The organism is Acetonema longum DSM 6540, from assembly GCF_000219125.1.
GTDB classification, from domain to species: Bacteria; Bacillota; Negativicutes; order Sporomusales; family Acetonemataceae; genus Acetonema; species Acetonema longum.
In genome coordinates, this window is the sequence record NZ_AFGF01000060.1 from 1 (window position 1) to 26,813 (window position 26,813).

Annotated in this window: 24 protein-coding genes; 10 read left to right on the forward strand and 14 right to left on the reverse strand. The window is 51.8% G+C overall.

What is annotated here, in order from left to right; translation table 11 throughout:
- Window positions 1-97: 97 nt before the first annotated feature.
- The gene (locus ALO_RS07900) at window positions 98-850 is read right to left on the reverse strand and encodes a two-component system sensor histidine kinase NtrB (RefSeq protein ID WP_004094557.1); all 753 of its coding nucleotides are present in this window, start codon (window positions 848-850) and stop codon (window positions 98-100) included.
- A gap of 164 nt (window positions 851-1,014) precedes the next feature.
- On the opposite strand from ALO_RS07900, the gene ALO_RS07905 reads away from it, so the two are divergent.
- Window positions 1,015-1,416, forward strand: a complete 402-nt coding sequence (locus tag ALO_RS07905) for a helix-turn-helix domain-containing protein (protein WP_004094558.1) — start codon at window positions 1,015-1,017, stop codon at window positions 1,414-1,416.
- 96 nt (window positions 1,417-1,512) lie between these two features.
- Here the strand turns inward: ALO_RS07905 and ALO_RS07910 are convergent, their stop codons facing one another.
- The 5 genes from ALO_RS07910 to ALO_RS07930 are packed head-to-tail and all read right to left on the reverse strand — an operon-like array spanning window position 1,513 to window position 7,623.
- Window positions 1,513-3,537, reverse strand: a complete 2,025-nt coding sequence (locus ALO_RS07910; RefSeq protein WP_004094560.1) for a methyl-accepting chemotaxis protein — start codon at window positions 3,535-3,537, stop codon at window positions 1,513-1,515.
- Between the two features lie 50 nt (window positions 3,538-3,587).
- Window positions 3,588-4,781 (reverse strand): nickel pincer cofactor biosynthesis protein LarC, encoded by a 1,194-nt coding sequence (gene larC, locus ALO_RS07915; protein WP_004094564.1) that lies wholly within the window; start codon window positions 4,779-4,781, stop codon window positions 3,588-3,590.
- Between the two features lie 13 nt (window positions 4,782-4,794).
- Entirely contained in the window at window positions 4,795-5,586 is a 792-nt protein-coding gene (locus tag ALO_RS07920) for an IclR family transcriptional regulator (protein WP_004094566.1), read from the reverse strand.
- A gap of 52 nt (window positions 5,587-5,638) precedes the next feature.
- On the reverse strand, window positions 5,639-6,748 hold the full coding sequence (locus tag ALO_RS07925) for a M24 family metallopeptidase (RefSeq protein ID WP_004094568.1): 1,110 nt from the start codon (window positions 6,746-6,748) through the stop codon (window positions 5,639-5,641).
- A 56-nt stretch (window positions 6,749-6,804) separates the two neighbouring features.
- A complete protein-coding gene (locus tag ALO_RS07930) occupies window positions 6,805-7,623 on the reverse strand; it encodes a nicotinate-nucleotide pyrophosphorylase (RefSeq protein ID WP_004094569.1) in 819 nt (272 codons plus the stop codon).
- A gap of 453 nt (window positions 7,624-8,076) precedes the next feature.
- Between ALO_RS07930 and ALO_RS07935 the strand changes: the two genes are divergently transcribed.
- The 9 genes from ALO_RS07935 (at window position 8,077) to ALO_RS07975 (ending at window position 17,424) form a co-directional block, all read left to right on the forward strand.
- Complete coding sequence (locus ALO_RS07935; RefSeq protein ID WP_004094575.1) at window positions 8,077-9,018, forward strand: molybdopterin-binding protein; 942 nt, start codon at window positions 8,077-8,079, stop codon at window positions 9,016-9,018.
- A gap of 53 nt (window positions 9,019-9,071) precedes the next feature.
- Window positions 9,072-9,845 carry a 2-keto-4-pentenoate hydratase gene (locus tag ALO_RS07940; RefSeq protein WP_004094576.1) on the forward strand — a complete coding sequence of 258 codons (774 nt, stop codon included), beginning with the start codon at window positions 9,072-9,074 and terminating at the stop codon, window positions 9,843-9,845.
- 39 nt (window positions 9,846-9,884) lie between these two features.
- The gene (locus tag ALO_RS07945) at window positions 9,885-10,766 is read left to right on the forward strand and encodes an acetaldehyde dehydrogenase (acetylating) (protein WP_004094578.1); all 882 of its coding nucleotides are present in this window, start codon (window positions 9,885-9,887) and stop codon (window positions 10,764-10,766) included.
- Window positions 10,759-11,775, forward strand: a complete 1,017-nt coding sequence (dmpG, locus tag ALO_RS07950) for a 4-hydroxy-2-oxovalerate aldolase (protein WP_004094579.1) — start codon at window positions 10,759-10,761, stop codon at window positions 11,773-11,775. Before ALO_RS07945 ends, dmpG begins: the two co-directional genes overlap by 8 nt.
- Before the next feature lie 99 nt (window positions 11,776-11,874).
- Window positions 11,875-12,483: a (2Fe-2S)-binding protein gene (locus tag ALO_RS07955; RefSeq protein WP_004094580.1), complete on the forward strand. Its 609-nt coding sequence runs from the start codon at window positions 11,875-11,877 to the stop codon at window positions 12,481-12,483.
- 1 nt (window position 12,484) lies between these two features.
- Entirely contained in the window at window positions 12,485-13,942 is a 1,458-nt protein-coding gene (locus tag ALO_RS07960; RefSeq protein WP_004094582.1) for a hypothetical protein, read from the forward strand.
- An 18-nt stretch (window positions 13,943-13,960) separates the two neighbouring features.
- The gene (locus ALO_RS07965) at window positions 13,961-15,325 is read left to right on the forward strand and encodes a UbiD family decarboxylase (RefSeq protein ID WP_004094583.1); all 1,365 of its coding nucleotides are present in this window, start codon (window positions 13,961-13,963) and stop codon (window positions 15,323-15,325) included.
- A 240-nt stretch (window positions 15,326-15,565) separates the two neighbouring features.
- On the forward strand, window positions 15,566-16,816 hold the full coding sequence (locus ALO_RS07970) for an SLC13 family permease (protein WP_004094584.1): 1,251 nt from the start codon (window positions 15,566-15,568) through the stop codon (window positions 16,814-16,816).
- A gap of 32 nt (window positions 16,817-16,848) precedes the next feature.
- Window positions 16,849-17,424, forward strand: coding sequence for a UbiX family flavin prenyltransferase (locus ALO_RS07975; RefSeq protein WP_004094587.1), 576 nt, complete (start codon window positions 16,849-16,851; stop codon window positions 17,422-17,424).
- A 115-nt stretch (window positions 17,425-17,539) separates the two neighbouring features.
- Here the strand turns inward: ALO_RS07975 and trhA are convergent, their stop codons facing one another.
- From trhA to ALO_RS08010, 8 genes are all read right to left on the reverse strand, one after another.
- The gene (gene trhA, locus ALO_RS07980; protein WP_004094590.1) at window positions 17,540-18,166 is read right to left on the reverse strand and encodes a PAQR family membrane homeostasis protein TrhA; all 627 of its coding nucleotides are present in this window, start codon (window positions 18,164-18,166) and stop codon (window positions 17,540-17,542) included.
- A gap of 67 nt (window positions 18,167-18,233) precedes the next feature.
- A complete protein-coding gene (locus ALO_RS07985) occupies window positions 18,234-19,607 on the reverse strand; it encodes an RNA-binding domain-containing protein (RefSeq protein WP_004094593.1) in 1,374 nt (457 codons plus the stop codon).
- Window positions 19,608-19,891: 284 nt separating this feature from the next.
- Window positions 19,892-20,866: a 2-hydroxyacid dehydrogenase gene (locus tag ALO_RS07990; protein WP_004094595.1), complete on the reverse strand. Its 975-nt coding sequence runs from the start codon at window positions 20,864-20,866 to the stop codon at window positions 19,892-19,894.
- Between the two features lie 47 nt (window positions 20,867-20,913).
- Complete coding sequence (locus ALO_RS22385) at window positions 20,914-21,078, reverse strand: hypothetical protein (protein ID WP_004094598.1); 165 nt, start codon at window positions 21,076-21,078, stop codon at window positions 20,914-20,916.
- A gap of 31 nt (window positions 21,079-21,109) precedes the next feature.
- Window positions 21,110-22,390 (reverse strand): Ger(x)C family spore germination protein, encoded by a 1,281-nt coding sequence (locus tag ALO_RS07995; protein ID WP_004094600.1) that lies wholly within the window; start codon window positions 22,388-22,390, stop codon window positions 21,110-21,112.
- A 76-nt stretch (window positions 22,391-22,466) separates the two neighbouring features.
- Window positions 22,467-23,714: a Ger(x)C family spore germination protein gene (locus tag ALO_RS08000; RefSeq protein ID WP_004094602.1), complete on the reverse strand. Its 1,248-nt coding sequence runs from the start codon at window positions 23,712-23,714 to the stop codon at window positions 22,467-22,469.
- Entirely contained in the window at window positions 23,693-24,805 is a 1,113-nt protein-coding gene (locus ALO_RS08005) for a GerAB/ArcD/ProY family transporter (protein WP_004094603.1), read from the reverse strand. Before ALO_RS08005 ends, ALO_RS08000 begins: the two co-directional genes overlap by 22 nt.
- The gene (locus tag ALO_RS08010; RefSeq protein WP_004094604.1) at window positions 24,802-26,673 is read right to left on the reverse strand and encodes a spore germination protein; all 1,872 of its coding nucleotides are present in this window, start codon (window positions 26,671-26,673) and stop codon (window positions 24,802-24,804) included. Before ALO_RS08010 ends, ALO_RS08005 begins: the two co-directional genes overlap by 4 nt.
- Window positions 26,674-26,813 lie beyond the last annotated feature (140 nt).

Genomic DNA, 26,813 nt, shown 5'->3' on the forward strand with positions numbered 1-26,813 from the left:
ATAGAGACGGCGTTCAACCGATTCGGTTAAACGCCACAGAATCCCGCTGCATGATCACCTTCGTCAGCATATGTCAGACTAGCCCCAGCCCAATGCCTTATAACTGTGCCCGTGAAATTGGAAATAATATACGCAAGGTAGTGCCAACATTGACTTGGGATAAGATTTCAATCTTCCCCTGATGCCTTTCGGCAATGCCGAGGACGATGGCCAAGCCAAGGCCGGTACTGCCGGCTTTGGTGGTGTAAAAGGGATCAAAAATCCTTTCCAGTTGCTCCGCCGGAATGCCTATCCCCTCATCACGGATATACAGTACAACAACGCCGGCTTCACGGACCGTTCCCACCGCTAACCGGCCGGCTGCCGGCATGGCTTCCACCCCGTTGCGCACCAGATGCATGACCAACTGCTGAATCTCCGGCTGGCTTAAATCCAGTACGGGAATGCGCTCCCCCAGGCTTAGTTCAACGGCGATGGAATAGCTGGCTGCATATGCCGCCATGACCGGATAATACTCTTCCAGAATCCGGTTCAAATTTTCCGGTTTTTTAACGATTGCCTTATTCCGTGCCACGGATATGAAATCGGCAAGCAAAGCCTCAATCCGGTCCACTTCCTGCAATATGATATCCAGTGTTTCCGGCAGCCGCGATGCCGGTTTGTGTTCCAAAAACTGCAAGTATCCTTTGATCACCGTAAGTGGATTTCTGATTTCATGGGCCACCCCAATGGCAATTTGGCCGATCAGTTCCTGTCGGCAGACCCGGCCTGCCGCTATGCGGGTTTTACCGTAATGGGTCCCTATCCGCTTGGGCGGCGGTTTAAGATTTTCTGCAAGCTTCACGAACACATCTACTACGCCCCTTTACTTCATAAATCGACCTGTTCCTTCCTGTGTCTACATGACACTATTTCGCTAAACCGTTTACAATTCCTCCCTTATTTGTGTCTTAGAGGCATAACAATTGAAGTGTTTCCATAAGCACGCTATCGTAATAGTGAGGAGAGTGGCCTATGGAGATTTCGGAAACCCTGGGCGGTAAAATTAAGCAGCTGCGTCAATTACGGCAAAATTTAACACAAGAGGCTTTAGCCGACATACTGCAGGTAGACCGTTCCACGCTGGCTTCCTGGGAAATAAACCGCCGGGAGCCGGATGTTGCCACTCTATGCCGCATCGCCGATTTTTTTAAGGTGAGCGTCGATTGGCTGGTTGGCTATAAACCGGCAAAGGCAGCCTTAACGTCTGAGTCCAGTTTTATTCAGGAGAACGGCTGCGCTTACCCGTCGGCGGAAGATCCCGGCTGGGAAAAGGTCATTGCCGCCGCTCGGCAATACGGGCTGGAACCGGATATCGTACAGCAGTTAATTGAATTAAATGCCAAAATCGCATTGTCGCTGAAAAGAGAAAGTTAGGAAAGGGAAGCCCACTGTTATGGTGAGCTTCTTCTTTTTGTTGACAAAAGGGACTGACCTTTAGGCCAGTCCCTTTATTGGAAGTTACTCTATGCTCTAGACACGGAATCTGGCCACCGCTGCCTGTAAGTCTCCGGCCAAGGAGGCGAGGCTTTGACTGGCGGAGGCGATTTCCTGCATGGACGCCGACTGTTCTTCGGTCGCGGCCGAAACGGTCTGCGACTCTGCCGCATTGTTCCGGCTCACTTTATCAATTTCCTGAATCGAAGTTGCCAGCGTCTGACTGCCGTCGGTCATCTGATGAATCGATTCGGAGATTTCCTGAATCTGCCGGGAGAGCAGCAGGATCGAGCCGACAATCTTCTTAAACGTTTCTCCGGCGGAGTTGACCACCGTAATCCCCGCCTTAGCCCCTTCGGTGGCCGCCTTGGTTGCGGCAACGGCCTGTTCCATATTCGCCTGATTCTTTTGGTTCAGCGCCCCAATCTGCTGCGCAGCCTGGTTTGACTCTTCCGCCAGTTTTCGCACTTCTTCCGCCACCACCGCGAAGCCTCTGCCATGCTCTCCCGCCCTGGCAGCCTCAATGGCGGCATTGAGCGCCAGCAGGTTGGTCTGCCCGGCGATGTTGGAGATGAGGTCGACGATTTCACTGATTACCCGTGCTCCCTGGGCGAGCTCGGCAATAGCGGCCTGCACGTCCTCGGAGCCCTGCCCGATCCGGTTCATCTGCTCGACTGCCTGTTCCACGGCCTGACTGCCTTGTTCCGCTTCCTGAGACGTGCTCATTGCGATCTCGGCAACCTCCCGCGCTGTAGCGGAAATCTGTTCCGTACTCGCTGATATCTCCTCGGCAACAGCCGAGCTGTGCCCCGCCGCAGCCGCCTGTTTTTCCGTACCCTGGGCAATCCCGGTAATCGAACCGGTGACTTGATTGGCGGCATTTGCCGCCTGTTGCGCGTTCGCAGTCAATTCCTCGCTGGAAGCGGCTACCTGCTCAGACTGTGACTGCACCTTTGTGACCAAAGAATGCAGGTTGGCCCTCATTTCACGAAAGCCTTGCGCCAAATGGCCAATTTCATCTCCCGAAAAGACCGCTACCTTTCGTTCCCGCAGATCCCCCTGCGTCAATAACATGCACTCGTCCCGGATCAGCTGGATGGGCATTACGACCCGCTTGCTCATCATGAAAATGAAGATTGCAGCCATGGCGATAAAGGCCAGGGATACGAGCAGCAGCGTCCGGGTCAGGGTAGCTGTTTCCTTGGTAACCTCCGCCTCCGGCGCCGTAACCGCCATAACCCAGCGCTGGTCACCCGGCAGAATGATCGGTGTAAACACGCCAACCTGCTTAGCGCCGCCGAAGGTGTATGTGCCTAGCGTCTGGCTCCCGGCGCCGGCTGCAAACAGCTGGATCAGGTTATCATCCAGTGCAGTTTCCGGCAGTTTCAGCGCCGGATCAATCTGCTTCTTGGTGAGATCCAGATTAAAAACCAGCTCCGGCTTCTTGGCATGGGCGAGCATAGTGCCGTTGCTATTGACGACAAAGCCGTAACCAGTGTCTTTGAACCGCACCTCTTTCGCCAGTTCGGTCATGGTATCCAGCGTATATGTACCGATCAGCACTCCGGTCAACCGCCCCTGGTCGTGTACCGGCACAGCCAATACTACCGATGCTTTTTGGGCCAGTTTGGTCATCACCGGGTCGGAGACAGCCGGCTTTTGGGTTGCCATTGCCTTCTTGAAGTAGTCTCGATCGCCAAGCTGCATAGTGCTGCCATCCATACGGACTGTGAAGCCATCCGGAAAGATGAAGCTCACCGAGGCAAATTTGCCGATTCTTTGATGCGCCTCATCCAGCGCTGCAATCATCTGCCCATTGTTCACCCCGCTGCGTATGGCAGGAACACTGGTCAAGTCTTCCAAATGAATCATTGCCGTCCGGACTTCGGCCTCGATACGGCTGGCATAGTCTTTGCCGATGGACCGGGCGGTCTCGTTGACGCTGTTAGTTAAAAATTGCTGTGATAAATAGTGGCTGATCCCGGATAAGACTCCAAAAGACAAGAGAAAAAACGGTAAAAAAATCAGTAATAATTTCGTTCGGATGCTGGTGATTCTCAATTTTCGGGCCCCCTTCTGGAAAATTAAAGTGACTTTTTATAAACTCGGTTCTAACCGGAAAATTTCATTGAAAGTGCCACTTGCTTCATAGCCTGCTGTTGAATAATCTTGAGCGGTATACCGTGTTCTTGCGCCAGCCTGCGGCAATCTTCGTACTCCGGAGCGGCATTAAGCACCTGCTCTCCGTTCCGTGCAAACTTAACCCTGACTGCCCCCCAATCGGTATCTACCGTGATGATTTCCCGTTGTAAATGGCGGCATTCACAGGGAAGGATTCTCAGGCCGGTCGTGCTTGTTTCCCGGAAAAGAATCGCGGCAACGGCATCGAGATTCGCTGCATTTGCGATTACGGTAACCTTAGTGCCAGGACGATTTTTCTTCATCATGACCGGTGTGTAAAATACGTCCATAGCCCCGCTTTGCAGCAGCAACTCCATTACATACCCGTAAATCTGCGGGTTAAGATCATCAATATTGGTTTCAATGATCCTGACGCCACAGTGGTCGCCATGATCCCGGCCGGCGCTGCTGTTGCCCGCATAGATCCGCAAAACATTGGCAATATTCAGATCCATGGTACCGGCGCCGTAGGCGATGCGTTCGGCCTTAAAGCCCGGCGGCATGGTTCCGAATGACTCAGCCAGGGTGACAGTCAGAGCCGCGCCGGTCGGAGTAACCAGCTCCCCCTTAATCTCAGTAAAATAAAAGGGAACTCCCTTCAGGATCTCGGCTGTAGCTGGCGCCGGCACCGGCATGCGCCCATGGCTGCACTTGACAAAACCTGATCCGACATGCAGGCTGGATGCAGCTACGCGCTCAATACCCAGATATTCCAACCCAACCATCGTGCCAACCACATCCACAATGGCATCCACGGCGCCGACCTCATGAAAATGCACCTCATCCGGCGTAGATCCATGCACTTTGGCTTCAGCCGCCGCCAAGCATGTGAAAACTTTGGCTGACCGGTCTTTTACCCAGTCGGACAACCGACTTTCATTAAGGATTTTGAGGATATCGGCCAGATTGCGGGAAGGCTGGAACCATTGCTTAACTTTTACATCAAAATAACAGGCATGGATACCGCATTTCGACACCCGTTCCATAATCAGTTTATAGTTGGCAACAGGCAATTTTTGCAGTTCCGCCTCCAGATGCGCCAGGGGCACCCCTGCGTCCAGCAGAGCGCCGATAAACATATTGCCGCTGATGCCGGCAAAACAGTCCAGGTAAATCGTCTTCATGTATACCTCTACTTTATTGATGGATTGATGGAACGATATAACCCAAACGGGTCGACACTTTCAGGGACGTTTCCCGCACCAGTTGGGTCAACTCGTTCATTTTCTCATAGGTCATGCGCATACTGGGACCGGCCACACTGAAAGCGGCAATCGCTTCCCCGCGGTGGTTAAAGATCGGCGCCGCCACGCATCTGAGACCGATTTCAATCTCTTCATCGTCAATACTGTAGCCACGTTGCCGAATTAAAGCCATTTGACTCCGCAATTTAGTTTCGTCGGTTATGGTGTTGGCGGTGAACTGGGGCAACCCTTTCGCTGCAACGCTGTCAAAATCCGTCTCGGAAAAAAAGGCCAGCATCGCTTTCCCCACGCCGGTAGCATGCAGGGGCACCCGCCGTCCGATCTGGGAATACATGCGTATGCCCTGGGGTCCTTCCACTTTATCCACATATACTGCATTCATCCCCTCCCGGACAACCAAGTGAACCGTTTCCTGAAACAAATCCGCCAAGTGCTGTAAAAACGGACCGGCAATGTCCCGGATTTCCAAACCAGCCTCGTAAACCTGGCCCAGCAGGAACAGCTTAAGGCCCAGTCGATACTTGCCGTTATCGGAATTCTGCTCTATATAACCCAGCGCCTGCAGCGTGTTCAACAAGCCAAAGCAGGTGCTTTTATTTAACCCCACTCGCTTGGCGATTTCAGTTACACCCAGTTCTTTTTCCTTAATGCTGAATTCCTCTAAGATGCTTAGCGCCCGCTGGACCGATTGGATCATATGGACGTTTGCCGTACTGTTTGCCATAAAAAGTCTTCTCCCCGCAAATATTTGCTATTTTGTATTATACCCTATCAGGTTAAATCTGTATTAGATCCCGCGGGTACTCCGTTAAATTCACCACTCCATCTTGGTTCACCCAGAGGGTATCTGTCAGGCGCGGTCCTCCGACAACAGGCTTGTAAATCGATGGCAGCAAAACATCTACCACCATGTCCCTCTCCAGCGAATATCGGAACGGCTTGCCGATCATCGGGTAGAATTCTGACTGGCGCAGTCCCACGCCGTAGCCAATTATATCTAAAAATTGATGGCCATAACCGTAGTTTTCAATGACCTGCCTGGCAGCCAGATCGATCTCGCATACCGGCCTGCCGGGCTGCATCGCCTCAATACAGGCTTGCTGAGCTTCTCGCAGAATCGAATAAATCTTTCTCTGTTCCTCGGGAATGACGCCAACAGCGACAGTCCGGCACAGCTTGGCCGTATAGCCCTGATACCTGGCCCCGATATGCAGCAGGACAATTTCGCCGGCCTTGACTTCCTTCTCATCGGAAAACGGGTGTGTCAGCAGTGTCTTGTTACCCGATACGATTTGCGTCCTGAACGGAGTTCCCTGTGAGCCGGCTTTCATTGCAGCCCATTCCGCCTGGGCCGCAATGTCTATTTCTCTCACCCCCGGTTTAATCACCGCCACCGCCGCCGCCATAGCGGCAATAGCGGCCTTGGCAGCACAGCTTATTTTTTCTATTTCATCGGGCTCTTTGATCGCCCGCTGCCTGTAAATAATTTCAGCGGCGCTGGCAAACTTTTGCTCGTTAAAATTTTTCCGCAGGGTGTCATATACACCGAAGCCGACAAAATATCGTTCAAAGCCGATGATCGGATCGGGATAACCATATTCTTTAATGATGTCCACAATGGATTCACCGATACTTTTGCCGGGGAAATGATAACCTCTAATCTGCTCCAAGGCACAATTAGCCTGAATCCAGGATAAATCCAGCCACAGTGTAGTGCCTTGCGGTTGACCTTCGCGGGGGATAACCGCGGCCATGCATTCAACCTGTTCCAGACCGGTGTAATACAGCAGGTTTTCCCTGTCCAGAATTAAACAAATGTCCATATGGGCTGCCTGCATAGCTTTCTGCAGGTGCTTGATCCGGTTTTGATGGATCACCTTATTCATAACGGTACCTCCTTTTTGGGGTTTCGTTTTCCTTGCCGCAAACAGCCCCGTGAGGCTCAGTCCCTATGCGTACAGACCACATCCAGCTTCAAATCCAGCAGCGGCGCGTCAATGATTTGGGTCCCCACATCCAGGATGTCTACATCCAGCCTGAGCATATCCGGAATATCGGCTATTTTTACCTGACCGGCAAAGGCGATGCTGACCTTCTCCCTCGCCCCAAGATCCCGCACTGTCTGCACGACTGTTGCCAAATCAGTCCTCGAGCCGGTATCCACCATCAAAATCCGCGCATTCCCGGCCAGGGCCGCCCGGGTTTCAGCGGCAATATCCTCGATTTCACCCCGCAGCTGGATTGCTTTTACCATGCTGTTCAAGCCGCTGACAGCAGCCAGGGTCGGTCCCACACCGCCCAAAATCCGCACGTAGTTTTTATCCAGATAAACAAAAGGTTGGTCAGTGATCCGTACGGCCGCGCCGCCTGCGGTAATCGCTTCACGCAGCAAACCTTTAAATTCTCGGGGCATCTTCTTCCAGGCGCCGCTAACGACTTTCAGCCGGCCTTGTGCCAGATCAACCGCCCTGCGGGCGGCGGTGGCGATCCCCGATGGCTTGGCAATGTAGCCCAGCACCATGTCCTCCGCCTGAGCGATCACCTTGGGAGTCGCTGTAAAGGACAGGACAAGATCACCCGCTGCCAAAGCGGCGCCGTCATTCTCCATATGACGGATCACAGCACCCAACGACTCCAGAGTTTCCCGGACGCAACGCATGCCGCAGATGACTCCGGCATCCCATACTGTAACGTTTGCTGTAAACTCCCGATGCTGCACAGTGGCAAAAATATCGTCGCGCAAATCTTTAGGCTGGTTCATAGCTACCTCCTTAGCAAGGATCAAGTTTTTATATTCACAAACCGGGATACAACGACACCGCAAACAATATTTCATTGGCCAGAGCGGCGGCGAGTACCCTTCCGTTTGTTCTACATTGTAGAACTTCATTCTCGTTGTATTATTATTTTCTTCTTTTTTCTTGATATTCCTGCAACTCGAAATATTTTTTATTAAGGCCCTTCAAAGCGATTAAAAAGATGATAACATTATTATATATAGATAATATTATCTAAATAACAGCAATGAAAAATATGTACCTCCCGCCACTAATTTTACGACTTCCGTAAAAAGCTCTTTTGTTTTTCAGAATTTTGATGTACAATAATAATATAGTGAAAATTAAGAACGCAGTGCTACAATGTAGAACTAATTAAGAAATGTGCTTATCCATACCATATTGCCGGTTATGTTTTGAAATAAAGAGGTGAAGAAATGGGCTTAAATCTTTTGCAAAAAACCGAGCTGTGGGTCAATAATATTGTATTGAACAATGTCAACCTGACGTCTTTGGCTCAAACCGTGGCAGGGGTTCTGGGCGTTGACAGCGCCAAGGTTCTTGTTGTGGATGTACGCCAGAACCATATCACGCTGGATATCCTTAAGCAGGATATTTCTATTGAAAATATCGTCGGGAAAGAGAGCCAGATCATCAGTGCGCTAGCAAGACTTGAAGGAGTAGAAACGACCCAAGACACCTATATTCACTCTGCCGGAATACTTGGGCTTGTTTGTTTGAACCCGGAAGATGCCGCCGGACTGGGCCAAAAGGTCGACAGCATGGTGGAGGAAATGCGGGGGCGCATCGCGAAGCGCGCCATCATTTTCCCTACCGGATTTGAGTTAAAAGAAAAAATGATTGAAGACACCAATACTCCTTATCTAAAAGAACTGCTCGAAAAGGAGGGGTATAAGGTCACTGTCGGCGATATTCTGGAAGATGATATCGATACTATGGAATACACGCTGTCTGACGCAGTCTCGCGCGCATACGGACTTATCATTACAACTGGGGGAGTGGGGGCGGAAGATAAAGATAAGACGGTTGAGAGCGTCTTAAGGATTGACGCCGCAGCGGCTACACCTTATATTGTAAAGTTTCAGCAGGGAACCGGACGCCATGTAAAAGACGGTGTCCGCATCGCTGTTGGTTCTGTGGGCCCTTCTTATTTGATCTCCCTTCCCGGTCCCCATGATGAAGTGCAGATAGCGTCCCAAGAGCTGCTTGCATGTTTAAAAAATCAATGTCCCAAAGAAGTCATGGCACAGCGCATTGCAACTGTGCTGGCTGAAAAATTAATGCAGAAAAAATTTCATCACGAGATGCATCTGCAAAAGAAAAAATGCAGGGGGATGAATGGGTCACAAACTGAGTGAAATGTAATGAATGCGAAAAAATGTACCCGATTGGAGAATTTAGGAGGGAAAAAATGAACTGTAAAGAAGCGGCTGAAATACTGTGGAATGCCGAAAAAAAATGCAGCCAGGCCGGCAAGCTTACTGACACCTACCCCGACATGTCCATAAAAGATGCATATGAAATCCAGCTTATCAATGTGGCGAGAAAAGCAGCCTCAGGCGAAAAAATCATCGGCATGAAAATCGGCCTGACAAGCAAGGCCATGCAGAATCTTTTGCATGTCAGTGAACCGGACTACGGTCATTTGACGGACAAAATGCTGCTGCCGGAAGGGGACGCCTGTCTGATGGATACCCTAATTCAGCCTAAAGTGGAAGGCGAATTGGCTTTTTGCCTGAAAAAAACCCTGCGGGGCCCCGGGGTCACCCTGGCGGATGTTTATAACGCTACCGACTGGGTTGTCCCGTCGATTGAAATTGTGGACAGCCGCATCAAGGACTGGAAAATCGCCTTGCCGGACACCATTGCTGACAACGGTTCCAGCGCAAGATTTATACTGGGAAGCAGAATGACGCCGATCGGCAGCGTCGATATGCGGCTGGTGGGCATGACTTTGGAAAAAAACGGCGAACTGGTCAACAGCGGAACCGGAGCCGAGGTGTGGGGCAATCCCGCGGCGGCAGTGGCCTGGCTGGCCAACAAGCTCTTTGAGTTCGACATTGAACTCAAAGAAGGGAATATCGTGCTGGCCGGCGCCGTCACAGCAGCGCAGCCGGCTAAGGCCGGCGATTGCTTTACTGTCAGCTTCCAGGGCATGGGAAGCGTATCCGTACGGTTCCAGTAGTACAAGTTGTTCAGGGGAACAAGGAAAGGGAAGAATATTATGGAAAAAATAAAAGTTGGTATTATCGGTCCCGGCAATATTGGGACGGACTTAATGTACAAGGTTATGAGAAGCAAATATCTGCAGATGCATCTTCTTGCCGGCATTGTAGAATCGGAAGGCATCACCCGAGCCAGGAATATGAACGTTAAAACTTCCATCCAGGGCGTTGACGCCGTGGCGGCAGATCCCCAAATAAAAATCGTCTTTGATGCGACAAGCGCCAAAGCTCACCTGCATAATGCTCCGATTCTGAAAGCCGCCGGCAAAATTGTGATGGACATGACCCCGGCAGCGGTCGGCCCTTATGTGGTCCCCTGTGTCAATTTGGCCCACCTTGCCGATGTTGAAAATTTTAACATGGTCACCTGCGGCGGACAGGCCACCGTGCCGATTGCCTATGCCATTAACCAGGCCGCCGACTCCGTCTATACGGAAATCGTCGCCAGCTTGTCCTCGAAAAGCGCCGGCCCCGGCACGCGGGCCAATATCGACGAGTTCACCGAAACTACCAGAAAAGCGCTGGAGATTGTCGGAGGGGCCGATAAAGCCAAGGCGGTCATTGTCTTAAACCCGGCGGACCCGCCTCTGATGATGACTAATACGATTTATTCCATCGTGAAGCATCCTGACAGGGAAAAAATTATTCACAACGTCAATGAAATGGTGAAAAAGGTCCAGAAATATGTGCCCGGATACCGGTTAAGAGTCCCGCCGGTAGTAGACGGGGAAAAGGTCACAGTGATTGTTCAGGTGGAAGGCGCAGGCGATTTCCTGCCGAAATATTCGGGCAATCTCGATATCATCAATGCAGCAGCCGTGGAAGTGGCTGAGACGATCGCGCAGAATATGCTGAAAAAGGACGGGCACGACCATGAATAAACAAAAAATACACATTGTCGACACAACGCTTCGCGACGGCAGCCATGCGGTAAGCCACAGTTTCACGACGGAGCAGGCGGCGGAAATAGCCGGCAGCCTGGATAAAACAGGAGTCAGCCTGATTGAGCTGAGCCATGGAGACGGCATCGCCGGATCATCCATCAATTACGGATTTTCCACAACACCGGAGTTGGAACTGCTAAAAGCGGCGAAACCAGCGGTGAAAAATGCCAAGCTGACAGTTTTGCTGATCCCGGGGATCGGCACTATTGAAGACCTGAAAGAAGCCGAAGAGTGCGGCATTGCGGCGGTAAGGGTCGCAACCCATGTTACCGAGGCCGATACCGGCATTCAGCACATTCAATATGCCAAGAGCGCGGGCCTGATGGCCGTCGGGTTTCTCATGCTGAGTCATATGGCTTCACCGGAAAAAATCGTGGAACAGGCGAAAATTTTCGTGGACGCCGGCGCCGATTATATCAATATTGCCGATTCCGCAGGATATATGGTGCCGAATGATGTCCGGGCGAGAATCAGCCTGTTGAAATCCTCCATTGATATTCCGGTTGGGTTCCATTCCCACAATAATTTAGGCTGTGCCATAGCCAATTCACTGGCAGCCGTGGAAGAAGGGGCTACCTACATTGACGCTACCTGCCGCGGGCTGGGCGCCGGTGCGGGCAACACTCAAATCGAGGTTTTATGCGCCGTATTGAACCGTCTGGGTTATGACACCGGCGTAGATATTTATGGGCTGATGGATGTGGCGGAAAAAAATGTTGAGCCGGTCATGCAGCGCCCGCAGATGATTAATACTGCGTCACTGATGCTTGGCTATGCCGGGGTTTATTCCAGCTTCCTCTTGCATACTTACCGGGCGGCTGAAAAGTTCGGCCTGAACCCCAGGGATATTCTGGTGGAACTGGGCCGGCGCCAGATGGTGGGGGGGCAGGAGGATATGATTGTGGATGTCGCCTATGCCCTGGTGCAGCAACAAAAAAATAAATAAAACAGGTTCCTCTCGTATCGCCGAAAAACTTCGGGCATTGTTGGCCCTTGACGGCCAATGGGATAAACGAAAAATAAGACGATTAAAGGGGCGATAGCTATGAAAAGGGTTACGATTCAGGCTCAAGTCAATCCAGATATATGCAGGGGATGTAAGATTTGTGAAAAAGTCTGCCCTGTATACGCCATCCGGGTCACAGACAAAAAAGCGCAGGTGACGGCGGATGAATGCCGCGGCTGCGCCAACTGCGCCGACCGTTGTCCGTTTTATGCCATAACCATGGTAAAACGGGACAATCCGTTGGTCATTCAGGCGGACGTATCCCGGCAGGACCCGGAAAAAATCCGCGCCCTATGTGAAAAAGCGCACTTTAACCCCGAGCAGGTGCTATGCTATTGCGTAGGCGTGCGGGCTGAGGAAGTGGCTGCCGCTATCCTGGCCGGCGCCAGAACCCCGGAAGCAGTATCTGCCGTAACGGGTATCCGCACCGGCTGTACGATAGAGTGTATTCAGCCCCTCTTGCGCATGCTTACGGCGGCCGGAATCGAGCTAAAACCGAATCCCAACGGCTGGCAGTGGTACGGCGAAACAGCAACCGCCTGGACCCTGCCGGAGGATGTCAAGGCAAAATACAACAGCCGGGGATTTTTCTTTGATGAAGACCGAAAACTGCTGGATGAAATCGCCAAGCAGAAAGGGGATGAGTAAAATGGCCAGACAGAATTTGAAGCATCCGGTCATTATGCCCATCGTGCCGAAAGCGTCGCAATACGGTATTGATCCTGCATTGGTAAAACAGCGCGCGGCCGAACTGCCCGGCATGTGCTCACTGTGGCTGGCCGAAATTTTTCCCGAACTGCCGCCCGTGATCTATCCCGGAGCGTCGGATGCCCTGGATCGGCTCTATGAGGTAGCCAAGGAAGAACTTCGCAAAGTGGACATGAGTTTCATCAAACCCGGACAAAGTGTCAATATCCTGGCTTCCCATCATGGCTTTACCCTGTTGGGCGGGCATCCCTACGCCATACTCATCAAGGCTACCCGGGATATCATTCAGGAAAAGACCGGATGCACCAATATCCGCCTCCGCGCCGGGGTAGGGATGCGTTTCCGCGAAACCGAAGAGTATATAAAGCGCTATGAACTGGACAAGCATTTTGGTCCGGGAAAAACCAAAGGAGTAGCGCCAATCGACGAGGGGATAGCGATTGAAACTGAGATCGGCAATCTTTATGGCCTGAAGGATGTCTATGATGCGGATTGGATTGTGCACTGCCACCATACCGATGTGCGCGAAGTGCATTTCCACCGCCAGATTGATAAGGCTGTAAAGCCGTTCGGGATGTCCTACGCCCGCATTGAAACCCGTTCAACCTATCATCAGAATTTGGGCCCGCGAGCCGCTAATTTTACAGCGCGCGCTCTGTTTGAGTCCAAGTTTGTACAGAGCAAATTCGCCTTCGCCTCTTTCCTGAATGTGGGCCCGCATGGGGTAATCGGCGTAGACGCCGACAACGATTTGTACGCTGTCAACGACCGGGCCACCTTTGTGGGGTGCCAGCTTTATGGCAAGATTATGACTCTCTTCGGCGAAATTGATCAGTGCATTGCCGTGCTCGACTTTCCTTGTCCGGTTCCTTATGTGTTTTCCGCCGGCGTCATTTACGCCAATTTTGCCGGCGCCAATACCGACCTGTATGATATGGAAAGTCCGCTGCCGCCCTATACCTGGTACACGGAAGCCTTCTACAAAAAGAGCGGCAGCCCGATCTTGCCGGAGATACCGCCCTTGAATCCGGCTATTAGAATGTGTGTGCATAATTATGCCTGGACCGGCTATCCGTCAGCGTTCTTTTCCGACCATATCCCTACGGTGGTTGTCGGTCAGGAGCAAGCCGATCTCTTTGACGTGGAACCCATGAATATCGAGTACATGAGCCATGCTGTGACGGCCAAAACAACGGAAAGCGCCATGAACTTTGCGTACAAGACGACCGGTACTGATAAGGTCATTATTTTCGACGGCGCTATGGGCGGTTTGAATTGTTCAGACTCCCTGGCCGATTTGCTGATTGAGAAAGCCCCGGAGGTAAGCGACCGTGTTGACAAGATTCTGCTCCCCAAGTGGCTGAAACAGAGGGGTGTAGATATATCAATCCTGCGATAAAAAAAGAGGAGGTTCAGTATGCAGTGCAAATCTTTGCGTGAATGGATGAAGACCCTGGAGCAAAATGGCCTGATGAAGCATGTGAAAAAAGAGATCAAGCTGGAGTTTGAGCTGGCTGCGGTTGGCAAGAAGACCTGCGGCAAGTACGCTCTCTGCTTTGATCACCCGGTCGGTCAAAACCTGCCAAAAGGAAATAAGATACCGGTCGTTACCGCCTTGACCGGCAACCGGGAAATGTACGCCCAGGCCATGGGCGTAACGGTGGCTGAAATGAGCGGGCATTTTGCCGCCGCCCAGTCCAATCCCGTCCCGCCGGTAATTGTCGAAAATGCCAAAGCGCCTGTAAAAGAATGCATAACCAAGGACGTAAACCTGTACGACCTGCCCATTCCCGTTCATCACGAGAAGGACAACGGCCAGTATATTACGGCTGGCGTGGTTGTGGCCAAGAATCCCAAGACCGGCGAGCGAAACGTGTCCATCCACCGGCTGCAGGTTACCGATAAAAACCATCTGGGCGTTCTTCTCCTGCCGCGGCATCTAATGGCGCTTCACAGAATGGTTGAAAAAGACGGACAGCCATTGGATGTTGCCATTTGCATCGGCTTGGACCCGATCACGCTGCTTGCGTCGCAGGCGATTACCGCCCTGGGCTTTGATGAATTCGGCATCGCGGGCGCTCTCTACGGCAAGCCGATGGAACTGGTTAAGGGGGAAACGGTAGATTTGGAGTATCCTGCTCATGCGGAAATCGTGCTGGAGGGCAAAATTCTGCCCAACATCCGCCAGCCGGAAGGCCCCTTCGGCGAATATCCCAAATACTACGGCCCCAAGAAAGACCGGGAAGTGATCGAACTTACCTGCATGGTATCCCGCAGGGACCCGATCTATCAGACCATTGTTCCCGCCACTGACGAGCATACCATGATGGGAGCGGTTGCCCGTGAAGGCGGGGTATTGAAGATTATCCAGCACGCTGTGCCAACCGCCAAAGCGGTTCATCTGACGCCGGGCGGGACCGGCCGCTATCACCTGGTGATCCAGATCGACAAGAAGAATGCCGGCGAGGCTAAGAATGCAATTTTTGCCGCTCTGGGCAGCAGCCAGGAAATCAAGCATGTGGTCGTCGTCGATACGGATGTTGATATTTTCGATCCCGTTGACGTGGAATGGGCAATTGCCACCCGCTGCCAGGCGGACAGAGATGTCTTCATCGTAGCGGGCGCCTGCGGCAATAAGCTGGACCCATCTACAGACGACGGCCTCTCTGCCAAGATGGGCATTGATGCTACAGTACCCATGAAGGATAAAGGGACCGATAAATTTTTGCGCATAAGCATTCCTGGTGAAAATGACATTGACCTGGGAAGCTATCTGTCGTAAAACCGCAGGAAAATTCTAAGCCGCACAAATGCATATTCAGGGCTGGCGGCGAGTCATGCCAGGACGATGTGAGACCTGGGAAAAACGGTTCACACCGTCCTGGGAACATCAAAAACCACCAGCCCCGTCATGCCGAGCCGATATGTTGACAATTCATGCGTTATCCGTTTTAAATTTATCTGACGCAATGTTTTCTGGTTATATAAAGTTGTTAGAGAAATAAAGGTGGAGGTAATTGTTATGAATTTGGCGCTGTTCTCCCTATTAGCAGTTATTCTTGTCTTTGTCATCGGGTCATTTCGGCGAAATCCCCTTCATATAGGCTTGTTAGGTTTGCTTGCTGCATATCTAGTAGGACGCATGGCCGGCATACCGGATGCCAAGCTGATGGGATTCTTCCCGACAACGCTGTTTGTCCGCGTGTTCGGCATTATGCTGTTCTTTGGCATCGCACAGGCCAATGGTTCATTGGAACTGCTCGCAAAAAAGATGATGACCAAAACGGGGAAAAATGCCAAACTGCTGCCTTTCTTCATTTTTTACGTGGGAATGATTCTTGGCTCTATCGGCATCAACAGCCTTGCAGGCATGGCCATCCTAAGCGGCATTGGCATCTCACTGGCCAGAGCGGCCGGCGGCAACCCGCTGCTGTTTGGCATTGCGGGAGGCTACGGCGTTGCCGCAGGTTGTTACAGTCCGATCAATGAATATACGGCCAATATCACGGCTGCGGCTGAAATGGCGAAACTGCCGGTTCAACTGGCTCCTATTTATGCCTTTAACATCGTTGCCTTCTCGATAAGCTTTCTCGTGATTTACCTTGTTCTGGGCGGCCTTAAAGCCAAGGGACAGGTGGATGCCGAGCTTTTGAAAGATCTTCCTTCATTTAACCGGAATCAAATCATCAGCATGGCCGGCATTTTTGCGGTTGTGGCCCTAACCATCCTGGGGATTGATGTCGGCTGGGCCGGCCTTATTGTGGCCATTGCCTGCATTCTCCTGAAAACGATTGATACCGTCGAGGTGATCAAGAAGGTATCCCTGCCATCCCTGATCCTCATCTGCGGTGTGGGAACGCTGATCAATCTGGCCTCCTACCTGAAAGGGTTTGAACTGATGAGCGGAGGGCTGGCAGCCATCATGTCCTCAGCCACCGTTTATCCGCTCCTAAGCTTTACTTCCAGTCTTATGTCCCTGTTTACCATATCCCGTCTCTGCGTTCTCACCCTGGTGCCGACGATTCCCGGTATTCTTGAGGCAATCCCCGGCATTTCTCCGCAGCTGGCCATAGCCTCGGTTGCCGCAGGCTCTTTCGCTTCTTCCGTCGGTCCTCTCTCCGCCAACGGAGCCCTGATTATGCAAAACCTGGGCCAGCAGCTGGGCGAGCAGGAAGCGGCAAAGTATTTTACCACGCAGATGCTCATGGGCGTTTTGGGCGCGGTAGTTATAGCGCTAGTATGCTATGCCGGGCCGATACTGGGTATACTCTGATATGATTGTGATTGAAAGGAGAGCCTCCAAAGATGAAGCCTAAACGCATCATTGTCGCCATCACCGGTGCATCAGGCGCTATCCTGGGAATTCGTATCTTGGAGGAACTGCGCCGTTTGGAGGTGGAAACCCATCTCGTCCTTAGCCAGTGGGCGGAGCGCACCATCCGGATGGAAACGGATTATACCGTGGAACAGGTTCGCAGCCTGGCCGGTGTCTGCCATCCGGTGGATGACCTGGCAGCATCCATTTCCAGCGGCTCCTTTCATACTGACGGAATGGTTATCGCGCCTTGCAGCATGAAAACACTGGCGGCTATTGCCTGCGGATTTTCTTACAATTTGATTTCGCGCGCGGCGGATGTGGCGATTAAGGAAAAAAGGCGTCTGGTTTTGGTGCCCAGAGAGACGCCGTTGTCTTCCATTCATCTGCAGAATATGCTGGCGTTATCGAATAACGGCGTTGTTTTACTGCCGCCCTGCGTTGGTTTCTATACCCGGCCCGATACCGTCGAAGCGATAGTAAACCATCTGACCGGAAAAATTCTTGATGTCTTAGGATTTGAGCATCAGCTTTTTCCCCGCTGGACGGGGACGCCCGAAAAGTAAGAAAGACTTTTACAGCGAACCCCCGCCAGACATAGCGGGGGCTTTCTGTCTATTGTCCGTCGGATGCTCATATAAAAACGCCCTCGCCAAGTACCTGCGAGGGCGTTTTTCTGTATTATCCCACCGGGATGGGCAGCACATACCCAATAATACTAATGTAATGGGCCGCGCTGCCGGCCAGCACGAACAGATGCCAGACAGCGTGATGATAGGGAAACCAACGACGGATATAGAACAAGGAGCCGACGGTATAGAAGAGGCCGCCGGCAACCAGCCACCACAGCCCTGTAACCGGCAAAGCGGCGATGAGCGGCTTGATGCAAACCACAATGAACCAGCCCATGAGAAGGTAGCCCAGTGTGGACAGCAGTTTAAACCGCTTGCCCCAGAAAATCTGAAACACAATGCCCAAAAGGGCCACGCCCCACATCAGCCCGAAAACCGTCCATCCCAGCGGGCCGTGAAGCGGCACCAGCATAAAGGGAGTATAGGTGCCCGCGATTAAAAGGTAAATCGCCGCATGGTCGATGGTTTGAAAGATCTTTTTCAACTTTTCGTTGGTAAAGCTGTGATATAGAGTAGAGGCAAGGTATAGCAAAACCAGTGACACGCCGTAGATGCTGAAACTGACCCTGTGCCAAATGCCACCGTACAGGCAGGAAAACACAATTAAAACGACCAATCCGGCCAGGGCCAGAGACGCACCGGCGCCGTGGGTTATAGCATTCCATCTTTCTTCCATATTTTATGAAAACCTCCTGCCGAAAGTCACCGGCTATTTGTTTTAACGCACAACGAATGCGCTGCTGTCAGTCACCATAATTAGTTTTGCCCGAAGCATGTTCCAGGATGCAGGATGCAGCCTTTCTAAAGGATTCTTCCCAGCCTTGATGCGAGGCAAGAGTATATTTTCTGTCCTTGCCGCCGCCGATCGTCTTTAGCATTTTCTTGTCCACCAGTTGTTTTAGCAGCCTGCCGGCCATGGTCTGGGAAACGGACAATAACCCTTCCACATCTTTTCTGGAGATAGTCGCTTGTTGCACCGCAAGTTCCATAATTGATCTTTCACTGTCTTTTAATATATCTTGGGGCAAAAATACATTTTTGTTGGGCAGAACAATTTTAAATGCATTATCAGATGCTTCTATCTGCGGCTTTTTTTCACTGTCCCGATAGCTATCCATAATTCTTTGTATGCCGGTGCCATAGGCTTCAATCAGTTTCAGACGATAAAAGACCGCTGCTAATTTTTCATTGCGGCACTGGGATACGCCAAACAAAATATCATTCAGAGTCAGCCCCTTCACCAAACCGCCAAGAGATACAAACTCGATCCGGTCTTCAAAGATGTTGATGAGGGTACTGCCGCTAAAAGAGTATTCACGGTGAACCAGAGAGTTTAACAGAGCTTCCCTCAACGCTTCTTCCGGGTAATCCCGGCGGTCAATTCGGTGCAGTTTTGAAAACTCAGCTCTGATCTTGTTATACATATCGATGAAACTGTATGCGTCATTCATTTGTTTCAGGAGAGAACCTCTGAACTCCCTACGGTCCTTAAACACCGATTGAGTTATACCTTCAAATGAAGCCGCTTTGATGGTATGCAGACATTGGTCTGATAATAACAGCCCTAGGTTGGTGTAAATACGGTCGGCATTTGCTAATCCGAGGGTCACCATCTGACTTTCGCCAAAGGCAACCTCTCTGGCCGTAAATTCGGCGGCAGCCGCTTCAAAGGTCAGTTCCTGACACAGAGAGCGCATATTTTCGAAAGTATCGCCGTCTGTTTCTTTAATCATTTGACGAATGGCATTTTCTGAAGCCGGCACGGATGACGAACCCTGCCGGACATAGACGCCTTCCGGGCGCATGCCTTTCTTGGCAATGTAATACGGACAATCCGTCCCCTTTTGCACGATAACTTTTATAATATTTTTTCCTTCCATAACCTCATAGGAATACTTCACGAACATTGTAACATCGGGTTTGATCCCATCCCTGATCATATTGGAAACCTGCAATGACGTTTCATCGACATGATCCACGCCAACGATCCGGCCATCATCGGTTATTCCGATATACAAGGCGCCTCCCTGGCTATTCGCAAAAGCCACTACTTCTTTTTTGATATCTTCCACTACTGCCTGCTTCAGTTCTACCATAGGACCCTCGGAAATAGCCATTTCTCAGCCCCCTCGCCTTTCCTGTTACTATTCTACCACATCTAACACTCTTCTAACACACATATTTATAAACTTGTGTTACCACGTTAAATATTACAGTCTGCGATGATCTGCAGAGAATTTTGTATAAACGTGCTGCAATAAACTCCTCCGCGATCCAAAAAGCCCCCCGGCAGGGGAATTACTTCCCGCCAGGGGGCTTGTATAAATTCTACTGAATCTCTTTCGCCAATTTCTCAATCTTAAGGCAGGCAAGCCAGTCATCTCAATTGTTTTACAAATTACTATTTATAGTTCACTTCCCCATTGACGCAAGCCTTCAGCGGTTTGCCAGCCAGTCCGGCCAGCAGATTGTCGGCGGTCAGCTGGGACATGGCCGTGCGGGTTTCGGTTGTGGCGCTGCCTATGTGAGGAGTAACCAGAATATTAGGGAGTTTCAGAAGGGGATGATCCGCCGGCAGAGGCTCGGGATCGGTCACGTCCAGGGCGGCATAGGCAATTTTCCTGGTGGTTAGGGCTTCCACCAGGGCGGCAGTGTCTACCACCGGGCCCCGGGAGGCGTTGACAAAATAAGCAGTAGGCTTCATGCGGGCAAACTGCTCCCGTCCAAACAGACCTTTAGTAGCTGCCGACAAAGGCGTCAGGACAATAATGCAGTCAGCCTGGGCCAGGAGAGAATCAAAGGACTGATACGTTGCGCCGATAGCTGCCTCGTCGGACCTTGGGGTCCGGTTGTAATAAATAATCTTCATGCCGAAAGCACGGGCTCTGGCGGCGACGGCGGCGCCGATCCGGCCCATGCCGACAATGCCTAAAGTCTTGCCTCTGATGTCTGTGCCATAGGGAAGATCTTTGCCGAGGCTCCAGTGACCCTCCCGTACAAAATTCCAGCCTTCATGCACCCGGCGGGCGGCGCTTAACAGCAGGGTAAAGGTCAGATCCGCCGTGGCATCCACCAGAACGCCGGGAGTGTTGCCGAAAGGAATACCGTGCCGGATGCAGGCCGGTATGTCAATATTGTCATAGCCAACCGCCGACTGAGCAATCACCTTAAGGTTGGGTCCATGGCTCAGCAGTTCGTCATCGACCCGCACTTTGCCGGTCACTACCAATCCGACTGCGTCCCGGAGCCAGTCGAACAGCACTTCCCGCGGTATGACTCCGCCCTGATCCCACAACTTTACCTCGCAGACTGCCTGAACCCGCTCAAGAGCCGGCGGCATGAGAGCACCGGTCATTACAACCTGATGTTTTTGCATACCCTCTCCTCCTCTTCACATCTGGTACCGCTAACGCCTATATTGTACTATCTCTTTACCGCCGCGTAAACAGGCAGAATCATGGCGGCGGCAGCCAGCACAAAGGTCATTATGGCGCCTGCGGTGTTGCCCTGCTGTTTTAACCAGCGCCCGTAAGTATAGACGTGAAATCCGGATACGATGCCGGCGGCAATGAATATAAAATATTTCACCGTATATTCCTCCGATCAGCCATTTTTCGGTTCATTGATTCTTAGGCGGTACTGTCCGCCACTGCAGCCCGGTGTTGATCCGGGCAGTGACCTGAACCTGAACGTCGGCTTTCTGATAGAGGGAGTTCAGGTCTGCTTTCGCCATTTCGCCGGTATCCCGGAACTTCGGCCGCAGGTACAGGCCAAAACCCACCGGATCTGTCCCTAACTCCTGGGTATGCCGAATCATATTCCTGATCTGTTCGGTAAACAGCTTGGCCAGCTGATCCTCCAATTTGTTCCGGTATTCAGGCGCTTCATAAGGGATGCCGGAGGTGGCGCCGAGGATTTCTCCCTCAATGAGCACTTTCACATGAAATACCGGTACGCCACGGTTTAAGTCGGCATGGATCTGGGATTCCGGGCGAAATTTGAGATTGACTGTTTCTTTTTCCGGCTGCAGCGGATCCGCAAGGCCTATAAAGCCACTGGATAATTTCCCCTGGAGGATAGCTACCGCCCTGGTCTCGTCACTGTTCAGCACGCCTACCATTTTATCGCCCCGGAATAAAGCCAGCCCTAAAAATTCTCCTGCTTTGCTCGTCGCGGTACGGGGTATGCCTCCCGGCAGGTAAGGAGGTCCTGTCTGCTCGGGAGTTTTGGCGCCTGCCGGCTTATCCGAACCGGTGTAGGGGTTAAGGCCGGTATATGCTGCATACGCCGAGCCGCCATGATTTTTAAGCCTGGTATAAAAATCATGAAAATGAACTCGCATATAATAGCCGGATTCATCCGCTGATAAAAAAGTCGATTCATAGAATTTATAAACATAGGTTTCCAGTGCAGGCTTATTGTTCTTAATATATTCCTCGACGGAACCCCTGACTATGAGCAGGAACATGGTCTCGCGGAATTCACGGCTGCGGACCAGATAGGATATGCGGGAACCCAGGCCTTCCCGGGCCACTTCCTCTGAAAAAATATAGGCGTTGATATGACTGACAAGGGGATAGCGGGACATGGTGGAATTGAGCAGCATGCGCGTTTCTGCAGGACCGGGGGTCCAAATGGTGCTGATCACCCAGGGCTCCCCGGAGGAGCCTTGACCGCCGCCCATTCCGCTGGCATTGCTCGTGTCGGCTTTCGTCCAACGGGGGACGGCGATCTGATAGGTGACTTTCTGTTTGCCATCGGATCCTTTGTCTACCCCGATGATCATAATATAGCCTACATCGTCGGCCTCTCTGGCACTGTTACAGCCGCCCAAAAACAGCGCCAGAATCACCAGGGCTGCTATCCCGACAAATCCAACCGACATCCCCGGATGTTTCATATTCCAGCCTCCCCTGTTTCCACTATAAACTCATTTTTGCCTTCATATCCGGCGCCTTTACAACAGTCGTCATTCCCTATAATTGGGGCATGGTCCGCCAAATCAGTCCTGTCCGGCGGATGCGGAGGGAAACATGAACCCGGATGTCAGCTGCCTGATAGAGCGCCGTCATATCGGATTTTTCCATTTCACCGGTAGTGCGAAATTCGGGGCGCAGATACAGGCCAAATCCCACCGGGTCAGTCCCCAGTTCCTGGGTATGCCGGATCATATTTCTGATCTGCCCGGCAATCAGGTCGGACGCTTGCCTTTCTAAGATACCCCGATATTTTGAGGATTCATAATGAATCCCGGAGTTAATGCCGAGTATATCAGCTTCAAGGCCGACTTCCACATTAAATACCGGCCTGACGCCGTCTAATTCAGCGGTTATTTTCGGCTTAGACTCACTGCGGATACCGAGACTGACGGTCTCCTCCTCTGCCAGCGGATCAACGACTCCCATATTGCCGCGGGAGAAACTTCCCTGCAGGAGGGCTACCGCCCGGGTCTCGTCACTGTTTAATACGCCCACCATCTTATCGCCCCGGAACACGGCCAGACCGGCGAAATCAATCGGATTTTCCGTACCGGTACGCGGGATCCCCCCCGCCAGATAAGGAGAGCCTTTTTGTTCCGGCGTCCTGACGCCAGCCGGCTTGTCCTCGCCGGTCATTGGGTTGATGCTGCTGTATACCGCATAAGGAGATCCGCCGCTATTTTTCAGCCGGACGTAAAAATCCTGAAAGGTAGCACGCAAAAAATAAGATGATTCACTGGAGGATGCCAGAAATTCTTCGTAGAACTCGGTAAGCGTAGCTTCCAGGGTGGGGCTGTTCCGCTTGATATATTCCTCGGCCGAACCTTTTACAACGATTACAAACATGGAGCCGCGGAATTCCCGGCTGTTAGTGAAATAAGACATATTACGGCCAATCCCCCGGCGAGCCACTTCCTCGGAAACGATAAAGCCTACAATATGGCTAAACTGAGGCGTGCGGGACATGATCGATTTTAAGATCATTCGGGAATCCGCCGGCGTGGGGACGATCAGGCTCTCTATGAGCCAAGGGCCTTTAGGCTGTTCCCCGCTGCCGCCGTCACCGCCGCTTAGTCCTTTGGGAACAACAATCTGATAAGTCACCTTTTCCTTGCCGCCTTCGGCTTGATCCACACCGATGATCACGGTGTAGGCTACATCATCCGTTTCCTTCCCATTATAACAGCCCGCCAAACATACCGTGAAAACGGCCAGCAGCATCATCATGATCCGGCGGATCGCCACGATTTCCCCCCCCTTTTCCGAAACAGACTGACACCCAGCAAAAAGAAAGGAATAATGGCCGTACCGACCAGATACAAGGTATGTTCGGCCCAATAGTAAAAATTAATGACACCGGTCATCTCGCCAGGCAGCATGGCCAGCTCAGCAATAATAATAAGCACCGGCGCAATAAGCGGCTTGAGAGCCGGCAAACGGAACAACCGCCCTAAAAGGTACAATCCAATATAGAGGTTGATGGCGATGCTTAAAATACCAACAATGGCCCAGAGCAAAATAATCAGGGCTTCAATTCGCTGGATAAAACGGTTAATATAGACCAGACGGGCCAACTCATAAAAGGGTAGTAATTTTTCCTGACCGGCTGCCGCGCCAAAAGCGGCGATATAGGCGGCAATGGTCAGGCTCCTGCAGAGGCTGCTGATGCCTAAGCCATAGAGAACGGAATATTTCACAGTCCGCAGATTTTGAAAGCTATGGGCCAAAAAAGCCGGAATTAAAATGTTTAGATTGACTCCCATGCTCCGCAATCCACCGATAAAGACCTGATCCAAACCGGCCCCCCTCCAGGGGGTCAGATACAAAAACTCATACTGGGGCAGCAGGAGCAAAAGCACCGTCGCCAAAGCCAGTACGGTCATGGGTAAAACGATGTAGCTGGCTCTGCCGACAGCTTCTATGCCGGCGTAAACGATAATGCCGACTACGGCCGCATACCAGCCGACAGAAATCATAAACTCCAGATCCGGCAGAGCGGTCAGCAGTGTATTTTCCGCAAACTGACGCAGCAGGAGGCCTACATTGAGAAAAAAAACACCGATATAATAACCGACGATCAGTTGGGTAACCGTTTTTCCCACCAGCTTCTCGCAGGCTGAATATAAATCACCGGAACCCCAGGCCAGGACTTTCAGCAGACAATATAGAACGGGCAGACAAGACATGCCGTTGATAAGAGGATTCATCCAGGCTGCAGTCGAGCTTTGTTCAAGAGCAACACTCCAGGTTAACCAAAAGAGGGTACTGACGGTCGGCATAAAGACGATGGCCAGCCCTTCGGCCAGGCCCATACGTCCCGGTTGATAACTCTTCATTCGCCCTTCTCCTTTCCCGCTGGTTTTTTGTATTTCCACAGCCGGCTGACGCTGGACTGCCGGCGCTGATCCTGGGTATTTAGCTCATCCGGTCTCATTTCCTGAGAAAAAACAGGCCCCCGGATGACCACGTCATATCCGGCCTTTGTTTTGGGTCCTATCGGCGCCAGGTAAGGCACCCCCAAAGATTTCATGCTGCACAGGAGCACGGTTGTCAGGACCAGTCCGCCGGCTACCCCCACCAGTCCCAGCAGGGCGGCCAGCACTTCAAAAATAAACCGGGTGAGACGGATGGCAGTAGCCAGACTGTAATCCGGGATGGTAAAGGAAGCCAAGCCGGTAACGGCGATAATCACCACGGTAATAGGGCTGACAATACTGGCTGTTACAGCGGCCTGTCCCAGGATAATGGCCCCGACAATGCCAATGGTGGAGCCCAGCATGCCAGGGATCCGGACACCCCCTTCCCGTAAGAGTTCGAAGGCAAATTCCATCATCAGAATTTCCACGAAGGATGGGATGGGCACTCGCTCCCTGGCGGCGCCGATAGCCAGAATCATATCAGTGGGAAGCGCCTCCTGATGATAATAGACAATAGCAATATACAGCGCCGGCAGGCTTACCGTCAAAAGTGCCCCTAACAGCCGCAGCATACGGGCAAAACTGCCGGCAATCCAGGAGAACGCAAAGTCTTCGGCGGCATGAAACAAGCTGAACAGGCTGATCGGAGCGACAATGGCAAAAGAGGATCCGTCAAGCAGAAGCGCCAGCCGTCCTTCCGCCAGAGCGGCGGCAACCCGGTCCGGCCGTTCGGTGGACAGGGACTGAGGGTAGGGCACTATGGGGTGATCCCCCAGTAAGCTCTGCAAAGCACCGGCATCCGAAACGGTGTCCACGTTAATACCGTCCAGCCGGCGCTTCATCTCTTTTACCAACAGGGGATTAATCACGGATTTTAAATACATTAAAGCGCAGGGCGTATTGCTGCGGACGCCCAGGGTAAACAGCTCGGTGGTCAGGTTGCTGCTGCGCAGAATAGACCGGACCAGTCCTGTATTGACCCGAAGAGTATCGCTAAAAGCGCTCTGACTGCCGCGTACGGTTTGCTCGGTAGCCGGACGGTCCACACCCCGATGTTCCTGTCCTTTGGTCTCCACCAGAACCGCTTCCGCCACTCCGTCAAAGAAAATAACGGTATCCCCCAGGTTTAGGCTGTCAGTCACGTCCCGCATGGTCTGAGCCAGCTTAACCTGATTGCTGGGCAGGTACTTTGTGACCAACTGCTGTATCAGATTATCCCGGTATAGTTCCCTTTCTTCTTTTCCCAGCAGCATCAGGGGCTGCAGCACACTCAGACTGATGGTCTGATTATTCACCAACCCGTCGATAAATGCCAGATTGGCCGTAACCGGCGGCGTGGCAGGAATAACAATACTACGCAAAATCAGGTCTTTATTGTCAGGCAGATTATAGATCCGCTGCAGCGCCATCCTGTTTACTTCCAGACTGGTGCTGATGTGTTCGTCCAGAGGATTGTTCTCCAGGCTATAGGTCTTGACCAGCGGCGACAGCTCTTTTTTTTGTTCTTCCAGGGCCTCCAGCTCTAGCTTTAGGATTGCCAGTTCCTTGGCCCGGCATGACCCCTTAAGGATGGTTTGCACCTTCTCTAAAGCGGCAGTGACCCGCCGTGCATATTGCAGCATTGCAGTGTGCTGCGCAGTCGCTCTGTCAAAGTCCTTGGCCGCTTTCCCTGCAGAATCTTCCTTATGTTCAGCTTCTGGCAGGACGAATGGAGAAGAACCGTCCGGCGGACGAAACACAAGAAGTTGCTTTAACGCTTTTAAATTTTTTCCAAACAGAGTCTTCATTGTCCCGTTACCTCGCGACGCCGTTTATAACACACCTAAAAAAATCCTAACATTCATTGCAAAACTGGATGATCTTCCACATATAGTCATTTACATACTAGTTTTCTCGCTACTGTGACGAGTATGTCAGGTAAGTTTTA

What these genes read in the sequence shown, in the direction of transcription:
- ALO_RS08010 (WP_004094604.1), bottom strand. Translation starts at nt 26,673, where the DNA reads ATGAAGACTCTGTTTGGAAAAAATTTAAAAGCGTTAAAGCAACTTCTT.
- ALO_RS07990 (WP_004094595.1), bottom strand. Translation starts at nt 20,866, where the DNA reads ATGCAAAAACATCAGGTTGTAATGACCGGTGCTCTCATGCCGCCGGCT.
- ALO_RS07925 (WP_004094568.1), bottom strand. Translation starts at nt 6,748, where the DNA reads ATGAATAAGGTGATCCATCAAAACCGGATCAAGCACCTGCAGAAAGCT.
- ALO_RS07920 (WP_004094566.1), bottom strand. Translation starts at nt 5,586, where the DNA reads ATGGCAAACAGTACGGCAAACGTCCATATGATCCAATCGGTCCAGCGG.
- ALO_RS07930 (WP_004094569.1), bottom strand. Translation starts at nt 7,623, where the DNA reads ATGAACCAGCCTAAAGATTTGCGCGACGATATTTTTGCCACTGTGCAG.
- ALO_RS07975 (WP_004094587.1), top strand. Translation starts at nt 16,849, where the DNA reads ATGAAGCCTAAACGCATCATTGTCGCCATCACCGGTGCATCAGGCGCT.
- ALO_RS07965 (WP_004094583.1), top strand. Translation starts at nt 13,961, where the DNA reads ATGCAGTGCAAATCTTTGCGTGAATGGATGAAGACCCTGGAGCAAAAT.
- ALO_RS07940 (WP_004094576.1), top strand. Translation starts at nt 9,072, where the DNA reads ATGAACTGTAAAGAAGCGGCTGAAATACTGTGGAATGCCGAAAAAAAA.
- ALO_RS07970 (WP_004094584.1), top strand. Translation starts at nt 15,566, where the DNA reads ATGAATTTGGCGCTGTTCTCCCTATTAGCAGTTATTCTTGTCTTTGTC.
- ALO_RS07935 (WP_004094575.1), top strand. Translation starts at nt 8,077, where the DNA reads ATGGGCTTAAATCTTTTGCAAAAAACCGAGCTGTGGGTCAATAATATT.
- ALO_RS07960 (WP_004094582.1), top strand. Translation starts at nt 12,485, where the DNA reads ATGGCCAGACAGAATTTGAAGCATCCGGTCATTATGCCCATCGTGCCG.
- larC (WP_004094564.1), bottom strand. Translation starts at nt 4,781, where the DNA reads ATGAAGACGATTTACCTGGACTGTTTTGCCGGCATCAGCGGCAATATG.
- ALO_RS07905 (WP_004094558.1), top strand. Translation starts at nt 1,015, where the DNA reads ATGGAGATTTCGGAAACCCTGGGCGGTAAAATTAAGCAGCTGCGTCAA.
- ALO_RS07955 (WP_004094580.1), top strand. Translation starts at nt 11,875, where the DNA reads ATGAAAAGGGTTACGATTCAGGCTCAAGTCAATCCAGATATATGCAGG.
- ALO_RS08005 (WP_004094603.1), bottom strand. Translation starts at nt 24,805, where the DNA reads ATGAAGAGTTATCAACCGGGACGTATGGGCCTGGCCGAAGGGCTGGCC.
- ALO_RS07995 (WP_004094600.1), bottom strand. Translation starts at nt 22,390, where the DNA reads ATGAAACATCCGGGGATGTCGGTTGGATTTGTCGGGATAGCAGCCCTG.
- ALO_RS07945 (WP_004094578.1), top strand. Translation starts at nt 9,885, where the DNA reads ATGGAAAAAATAAAAGTTGGTATTATCGGTCCCGGCAATATTGGGACG.
- trhA (WP_004094590.1), bottom strand. Translation starts at nt 18,166, where the DNA reads ATGGAAGAAAGATGGAATGCTATAACCCACGGCGCCGGTGCGTCTCTG.
- ALO_RS07985 (WP_004094593.1), bottom strand. Translation starts at nt 19,607, where the DNA reads ATGGCTATTTCCGAGGGTCCTATGGTAGAACTGAAGCAGGCAGTAGTG.
- dmpG (WP_004094579.1), top strand. Translation starts at nt 10,759, where the DNA reads ATGAATAAACAAAAAATACACATTGTCGACACAACGCTTCGCGACGGC.